Here is an 8537-nt window from a genome sequence, read left to right as displayed (position 1 = left end):
GTACAAAGGAACATCGACAATGATTCTTTCAATAGATGTGAGGAAAAATACCTGGAGGATACTTAACTATCTCGTCGTTTAGTGTCCTCTTTATTGGCAATCATTTAGAAAGGTTTTTTTAATCAAATAACTAGCGTAAAATTCCCGGTCACGACCATTAATATAACCATCTTCGATAACTCTGAATTGTTCACTCAATTTGATATCTTCACACGAGCTTCCTACTAGGAGATCAAATTCCCCTGATTCGATTTTCCATTTTAAATCTCTGTCTAGAAAAGATATTTGGCTAAGGTCAATAGAAAAATGAACTTCCTTTTTCTCACCAACTTGTAAAGCAACACGACAGAATCCTACTAATTCTCTCTCAGGTCGAATAACAGAAGAGGTCTTATCTCTAATATAAACTTGTACAATCTCTTCTCCTGCATGTGTTCCAATATTCTTGATTTCCGTTGTGAATTTGACAGTATCGTAAATATTTAAGTCCTTTTTATTCAATTTTAAATTACTGTATTCAAATGATGTATACGAGAGACCATAACCAAAATAGTATCTCGGTTCGTGAGGCAAATCAATGTATGAACTGAATGGTGATTGAGTTCCAACATGATAGCTAGAACCGCGTCCATGATTGTAATAAATAGGTGCTTGTGCCGAACTATACGCCACAGTCACAGGCAATTTGCCACTCGGATTGTTAACCCCTAAAACCGTTTCAACAATAGCTTGGCTTCCATATTGACCAGGATTCCATGCTTCGATTATAGCGGAAGCATATTTATCAGCGGCATCACTGGAAATTGGTCTGCCATCTAAATGGATAACGATAAATTCAATTCCAGACTTTCCCAATTTCTCAAGAAATTGTTCCTGACAAGGTGCCAAATTAACACTACTAGAGTCAATACCTTCCCCAGTACTGCAAGAGGTTCCCCAACCGTATTTCCCTCCAACTACAACGATCGTCACATCGGATTCGCGAGCCGATTCTAGTGCTGCTTCATGATAACTATCGTCTGTTCCGACATAAGGAAAACCATACTCATATCTAATCTGTGCAGATGGACTTTGCTTTACAAATTCCTCATAGATATTATTGCAGTTTTCATACGCTGAACTAGCAACTTTTTCTAATTCTGGAAATTCTATGTCAATCATCGAACCTTTATAAGTATCTTTCTCCTGATACTTCCAGGCCTTTTCTGGTGAACTTTCAATGCCTGCCATTGTATTCCTTCCACCCATAGCAAGTTCTAAAACACTCATGTAGGAATAACCACCAAACAAACTTCTGACCGATTTGGCTAAATGACCGATCACTGATACTTTTTTATTCGCAAGGTCAAGTGGAAGAATATTATTGTTCTTTAAAAGAGTGATCGATTCACGTGCATATTGTAAACTAGTTTCTTTTGATTCTTTTGAGTTAAAGACATTTTCAATTTCTTCAAAATCATCAGGATACGGTTTTTCAAACAACCCTAAGTTGAATTTTTCTGTTAAAACTCTTAACACTGCTTGATCAAGAAGATGACAATCAACTTTCCCTTCATTAACTAGGGAAACTAAATTATCGTCAAAAACATTGGGACTTGGAAACTCCATATCAAAACCAACTTCTAAAGACAGTTTTCCAGCCTCATCTTTATCCTCACATACCTTTAAACGTGTGTGTAATTCTTCTAAGGAAGCATAATCTGAAACCAATAATCCATTAAATCCCATTTCTTTTCTTAAAAGATCCTGAAGTAATTTTTTTGAAGCAGCAACCGGTTCACCATCCACAGCTCCATAATGATTCATTACAGATCGTAGATTTCCTTTGGCAATTGCTGCTTGAAAAGGTTTAGCAAAGATTTCTTGTAACTCTCTTTCTGGTAAGTTGGTGGCAGCAGCGTGAATACCTCCTTGTCCAGCTTGATAACCCACAAAATGTTTACTTGTCGCCATCACATTATAAGCGTTATCTTTTCCTGAGTTTTGAATTCCTTCCACATATGCAGCTCCCAGCGCAGACACCAATGTTGGATCTTCGCTATAGCACTCTCCATAACGTCCAAATCGAGCATCTCTACTAACATCTAATACAGGCGCTAAAGCATGTTTAATTCCAACCGTACTCATTTCTTGACCAATAACTTTGCCTGCTCGCTTTTCTAAAGTCGTATCCCAAGCAGCACCACGCCCAATTCCAGTTGGAAAACTTGTTGCTTCCGGCATTAGTACGCCTGTCAATCCTTCAATATGAAATAGAGCAGGAATGCCGAAACGACTTTTTTTTATTACTTTTTCTTGATCAGCAGCCAATTTTTTTGCAACCTCATTTTTACTTCCATCCCAAGCAGCAGCTAGAAATGCTATCGCTCCAATACCATCGGGAAAGCTATTATCCAAATTAGGCCCATTCTTATCCTTAGGGTTGTAACATTGCAATTGTGCCACTTTTTCAGCAATTGTCATGCGTCCTAGTAAATCATTTGCTCGTTCCAAACTAGATAATGTTAGATCTTTATATTTCAAAGTTTTTCAACCTTTCTTCATTTCCATTAGGCCAGCTCGTTAGCTTGCTCTTCATTGGCAATTTCATTAATTTGTTCAGATTTCGTCATAAAGAAAGTTAATATTGCACTGATTCCGAACGCTACAACAAAGCATGTAATCCAACCAATTAATGAAGAAGGATCTCCATTCGGATTCATGTGTGCACCAAATGTTAATACACCACCGACCGTTGCAGGAGAGTATTGATTTACTCCTAACACTGAACTTAACATTCCAGCGATACCACCTGAAATCATAGCAGCGATAAAAGGTTTCCTATATGCTAATGCAACCCCAAAAATAGCGGGTTCAGTTATACCGAATAGAGCAGATGTCATAGTAGAGAAGCCGAGAGCTTTTTTCTCTTTGTCTTTTGATCTCAATGCGAAACCTAAAGAAGCTCCCGCAAGTGCCCATACACCCATACCTAAAATCGGATTAAAAGCACTTGAACCTTCTCTCAATACAATATCTGTTAAAACAGGAATTATTGCATAGTGGATACCCAACATAACGCATACCTGCCAAAAAGCACCAAAGAATAAACCAGCTAAAATTGGACTTAACCCATACATTCCCATAACAACACTACCTAATAGTTTCCCAACTTCTGTAAACACTGGACCAAGAACTAAGAACATAATAGGAATCATTACTATTACAACAATCATGATTTTAATAAATTCTAAAAATTGCGGAATATATTTATCTAAGAAGTGCTCAAATTTTGCTGCAATTAGAGTCCCAATCAACATAGGAAATAGAGAATTTCCATAAGACACTTGTGGAACAGTAAGTCCCAAGAAAGTTAAAGCATCTGCTTCTGCACCCAACGCAGTAACAATTGCTGGCAAAACCATACTAGATGCTATCGCCGCCGCAATATATGGATTAGACTTCATGTATTTCGCAGTTGATATCGCAATCATGATAGGCATAAAATACAAAAACCCATCGTTTGCTGCTGCTAGAATTAAATAAGTCCCATCAGTTTCTTTCAATAATCCAGCCAAAACCAATAATGCCAATAATCCTTTAAAAACCCCGACAGCTGCCATAGTTGGCACTAATGGATAAACCGTATTCATTAACATGCGAGAAATTCTGTTAATCAATTTCTCCTTGTTTTTGTTGCGAATTGTATCTAGTTTTCCTTTCATCTCCGCAACATCATCATCCATTTCAATTCCATCAGGTGAATCATTTTTAGTTGCTTCGGTCGATTTAGTGCCTAGGATCATTTTTATATCATCATATACCTGACTAACTTGATTTCCAATAATGACTTGAAATTGTCCCCCAGCCTTAATCACTCCAAGTACTTTATTCATCGCTTTTAAATCATCTTCCTTGGCTATTGACTCATCTTTCAATGTAAAACGTAATCGAGTTGCACAGTGGACAACTGCCTCAATATTGTTTTCTCCACCAACTTTATTAATGATGGATAAAGCTAATTTTTCATCATTCATTTTCTTCACCATAGTTCTATACAATGTAGAACTTCCTTTCCTTTTTTTGTACTAGTTTATTTCTGGTATCCATTTTTCCTGCCAAATCAGCTTTGGTTCTTCTTTTTCAAAGGTGAATGGTAACCAAACATACTCAGAAATACTTGTATTGATTTTCCACGAACTTTTCTCAATAGGTTTAGTTAAATCAACAATCCATCGATCTCCGATAGCAATATACAAATCTTTGCCTTCAATCTTCAACACACTACTGATTTGAGAGTTGAAGCTATTCTTATCAACATCATCTACACATGGATCACCGATGATATACCATGGTCCATGAATATTATCTGCTTTTGCAGTTAACGATGGATTGGGATAGTAAGCAGTCGTCCCAGAAGTAATCATAAAGTACTGTCCATCTCGTTTAAATACAGCTGGAGCTTCTCTAGCCAATGGTGGACCTGCAAAATGTAAATGACTGGTGTATTCACCGGTGATATCTTTATAATCATCGGTTAGATCTGCAACAATTATCTCAGTATGAACCTTACCAAAAACCAAATAAGCACGCTCGTCTTCATCAACAAACAAATCAAAATCACCACTACTCATTCCTAAAGGAACAATTCGGTTAATCAATTTAAAATCACCAGTGATAGACTTTGATGTAGCAATCCCCATAAACTGTTTATTCCAGTCTCTTGGGTTTTCATCTGATCCAACAAGTTTTACCCACATTACAAATTCTTGGTTTTTTTTATTATAAATAATATGTGGACGATCCATAATCCGAGTAGGATGTAATGGGTTTGTAATGTCATCTGATGGTTTTAAAATAGTATTTTCGAATTGCCAATTTACTAAATCATCTGATGAGTAACAATTGACACCTCGATGCCAAATTCCTGAATCAGCTTTTGAATCCTGTTTATTCTCTCCAAAAAAGTAATACTTACCATCAAAATACTTTACACTGCCTCCATGAGCTTGGATACGTTCTCCACGTTCATCGTACCAAGGCTCGTCCATTACGATTTCTTTTTTCAAATCTATATTCGCTCCTTTATCTTTATAGAAAGCATTTCTAATCGGTTAACGTTAACCTAAATCACATTCCAGAGATATCTCCAAGTCTCTATATCTGTCTACGCTTTCATTTTCCGGATAAAATCAAATTGCTGAATTCTTTCAGATATATTAACACCTTATCTATTTCATCGATTTATAAATCCTTATTTTTTTTCATTCTTCTTTATTTCAAAATGAGTAAACAGCATGCTTATCTACTACATCAATAATCTGTCTCTTATACACATCTAGATGTGTATAAGAGACAGACGTTCTCCACGTTCATCGTACCAAGGCTCGTCCATTACGATTTCTTTTTTCAAATCTATATTCGCTCCTTTATCTTTATAGAAAGCATTTCTAATCGGTTAACGTTAACCTAAATCACATTCCAGAGATATCTCCAAGTCTCTATATCTGTCTACGCTTTCATTTTCCGGATAAAATCAAATTGCTGAATTCTTTCAGATATATTAACACCTTATCTATTTCATCGATTTATAAATCCTTATTTTTTTTCATTCTTCTTTATTTCAAAATGAGTAAACAGCATGCTTATCTACTACATCAATAATATACTAAAAAAAAAACGGAAATAATATATCAGAAAGCGGTTGCTTTTATATCATATTTTTCGATATAGCTAAATCAAATTCATCATAACACTTATTCAGCAATTGATTGATTACTATTATTTTGACACTCTGCAAATTAGATAGAAATTTCTAGAGTATTTTTTATACTTATACACAAAAAAGCTCAAACTAGCGACTGTCTGACAGTGATAGTTGAACTTTTTTTTCAATAGAAGAACTCACTTTTTATTGAATTAATACTAAATTGCCGTTTTTCATTTCAACAGAACGATAATCGTTGGAATTAGTCACAATGATAGCAGTAATTATGGGATAGCCTTCATTTTCAATTTTTTTCAAGTCCGCCTCTAAAAGAAGCTTACCTTTGTCCACTTTCTGCCCTTGCTCTACATACGTTTGAAAGTACCTTCCATCAAGTTCAACTGTATTGACGCCGACATGAATCAACAATTCTACGCCTTGATCACTTGTTAGGCCAATGGCATGTTTTGTAGGGAACACCGTAGTGACTGTACCAGAAAACGGTGCGCTGAATTTTCCTGTTTCTGACTTAAACGCCATTCCTTTACCCATCATACCTTCAGCAAAAACTTTATCTGGAACCGCACTAAGAGGGAGCATATCTCCTACAGTTATGGTACCAACTTCAATCAATGTGCTTAAGTCAGTAGTTTCTTTCTGATCTGTATTTTTATCCATTTTTTTCTTCTCATTAGATTTATTTAAAGTAGTTTCTCTGAATCCCCAAAAATAAGTAATGATAAATGCTGCAATAAAGCCAATAAACTGTGATGCAACACCGCCATAGAACCCTATGTCAATTCCTTCTGGATTTATAATCAAGGGAATTCCTAATAATCCTGAACCACCAAATGCATATTGAACAGTATGCGTCACTCCTGCAATCATCGCACCTAAACTGCCTCCTAGGATTGCTGCAATCAATGGTTTTTTATGGGGTAACAGCACGCCGTATAATGTCGGTTCACTGATTCCGATGAGTGTCGTCACACCAGTCGAATAGGACAATGTTTTCAGTTTATCTTTTTTTGTTTTCATCCCAACAGCAAACGCTGCTCCTGCCATTGCAAATTGATTTGCTAATAGTAGACCCATTATAGGATCAAAACCCCGAGAAGCTATATTGTTGATAAAAATTGGAATGAATGCCCAATGTAAACCAAACATCACAAGTAATATCCATGGGCCACCAATTACTAAGCCACCAAGAATCGGACTAAAATTATAAACTGAGTTAACAACATTCGCTAAAATGCTACTTAGTGTGGAAATAATTGGACCAATCACCATAATAGCTATTGGAATAGCAATCAACATCACTATCATCGGCTGTACTAAGTAGCGAATCTCTTTTAATGATAACTTTTGCACTTGCTGATCTATTTTAGATGCTAACCAAACCGCGACAATTGCCGGAAATACTGAAGAAGTATAATCCATCATTTGAACAGGAATGGTCAGAAACGTCAGTCCTCCATCTGTTGCAAACGGAATTAGAGTTGGATAGATCAATGCCGCTCCAATAATCATTCCTACGTACACATTTAATTTGAAATATTTTGCAGCAGAGGCGGCGAGAATAATTGGCATAAAGTAAAAGAATGCATTTGATAATGCAAAAAGCACAATATACGTTCCCGAAGATTCCGATAAAATGTTCGTGACAGATAAAATAGCCAAGATTCCTTTTACAGTACCAGAAGCAGCCAGCGGTCCTAGTACAGGTGTAAATATTCCAGAAATGGTAGATGTGAAACGATCCACAAATGATTTCTTTTCCATTGATTTATTATCATTAGCTACACTTTCATTATTCCCGACTTTTTTTATTATTTCATCATAAACTGCATTCACCTTGTCTCCCAAAACTACTTGATACTGACCTCCTTGCTCAATCACTGAAATTACACCATCTATGTTAGAAACAGCCTCTTTATCAGGAATTGAACTATCTTTTAAAACAAAACGCAGTCGTGTTACACAATGCGTTACGGAGTCAATATTTTCTTTTCCTCCCACTTGACTTAATATATCATTTGCAACTTCCTTAATATTCATATTTTTTCTCCTCAATTTTTTAAAATGGCAACATATTTTTCAAAACGAATAGTATGAATCAAGAATCTTACACTGATTTCCGATGATTTCCCAAGATCTATTTTTCTTCCGCATCATAAGAATATAAATCTATTTCTCCAATCAACCCTAATGATTCAAAAGTAATGTATTGAGACAAGAAATCTTGCATATATCTCCCCAAATTATTCACTACTTCAACCTTTATGTCATTACTTCCTTTTTTTAGACAGTTTGAAAGCTCAAATTGATATGGATAACTGATTCGTGTATCTATTTTCTTATTATTTACATAAAGAGTAACGATCTCATTTGCATCTTCAATTAATAACACAGATTTGACATTTTCATTCTTTACTTCAATTTGTGTTTCATAGATGATTGTACCGCTGAATCTTTCAAGTTCATCTCCTATACCTAGAAGAGGTAACCCCTTGCTTTTTTTAGGAAACATTGAGTTTCCATTTATTCCTACTCCATGAACAGAAATTTTCCATTCATTTTCTGCTAAACTTATTTTTGTTGTACATTGGTGTTTTTCAAAGCGTAGTTGTATTTCCCTTTGATTCTCTACATCTTCAAGCAAGAGCAGAGATTCCCCTTTATCTAATTCAAGGTGATAGAATCCGTCTGTCATCTCTATTCTTTCAAGCTTATTCATTATTGGATCATAAATTGTAAGATTTTTATAATCAGGGAGTTGAAATTTAAGTGATAAGGTTGACAACATACTTTCATTAAACAACATATAAAGAGATTTACCATCTTGTTTATA

General features: G+C 35.5%; 4 protein-coding genes and 1 pseudogene. All 5 read right to left on the bottom strand.

Translation table 11 applies throughout. The annotated features are described in order from the left end of the window. Nucleotides 1-90: 90 nt before the first annotated feature. Nucleotides 91-2523, bottom strand: coding sequence for a glycoside hydrolase family 3 N-terminal domain-containing protein (locus tag A5868_RS06725; RefSeq protein ID WP_217808904.1), 2433 nt, complete (start codon nucleotides 2521-2523; stop codon nucleotides 91-93). A gap of 26 nt (nucleotides 2524-2549) precedes the next feature. Continuing rightward, entirely contained in the window at nucleotides 2550-4040 is a 1491-nt protein-coding gene (locus A5868_RS06720) for a PTS transporter subunit EIIC (RefSeq protein WP_217808905.1), read from the bottom strand. 27 nt (nucleotides 4041-4067) lie between these two features. Next, nucleotides 4068-5048 (bottom strand): family 43 glycosylhydrolase, encoded by a 981-nt coding sequence (locus tag A5868_RS06715; RefSeq protein WP_217808906.1) that lies wholly within the window; start codon nucleotides 5046-5048, stop codon nucleotides 4068-4070. 842 nt (nucleotides 5049-5890) lie between these two features. Beyond that, nucleotides 5891-7744, bottom strand: coding sequence for a beta-glucoside-specific PTS transporter subunit IIABC (locus A5868_RS06710; protein WP_086304188.1), 1854 nt, complete (start codon nucleotides 7742-7744; stop codon nucleotides 5891-5893). A gap of 97 nt (nucleotides 7745-7841) precedes the next feature. After that, nucleotides 7842-8537 (bottom strand): annotated as a pseudogene (locus tag A5868_RS06705) (hypothetical protein); the annotation flags it as partial.

It is taken from the genome of Enterococcus sp. 12F9_DIV0723 (assembly GCF_002174375.1).
GTDB lineage: Bacteria > Bacillota > Bacilli > Lactobacillales > Enterococcaceae > Enterococcus_A > Enterococcus_A gilvus.
Note: the sequence above shows the minus strand (reverse complement) of the source record. Positions and strands in the feature narration are given on the sequence as shown.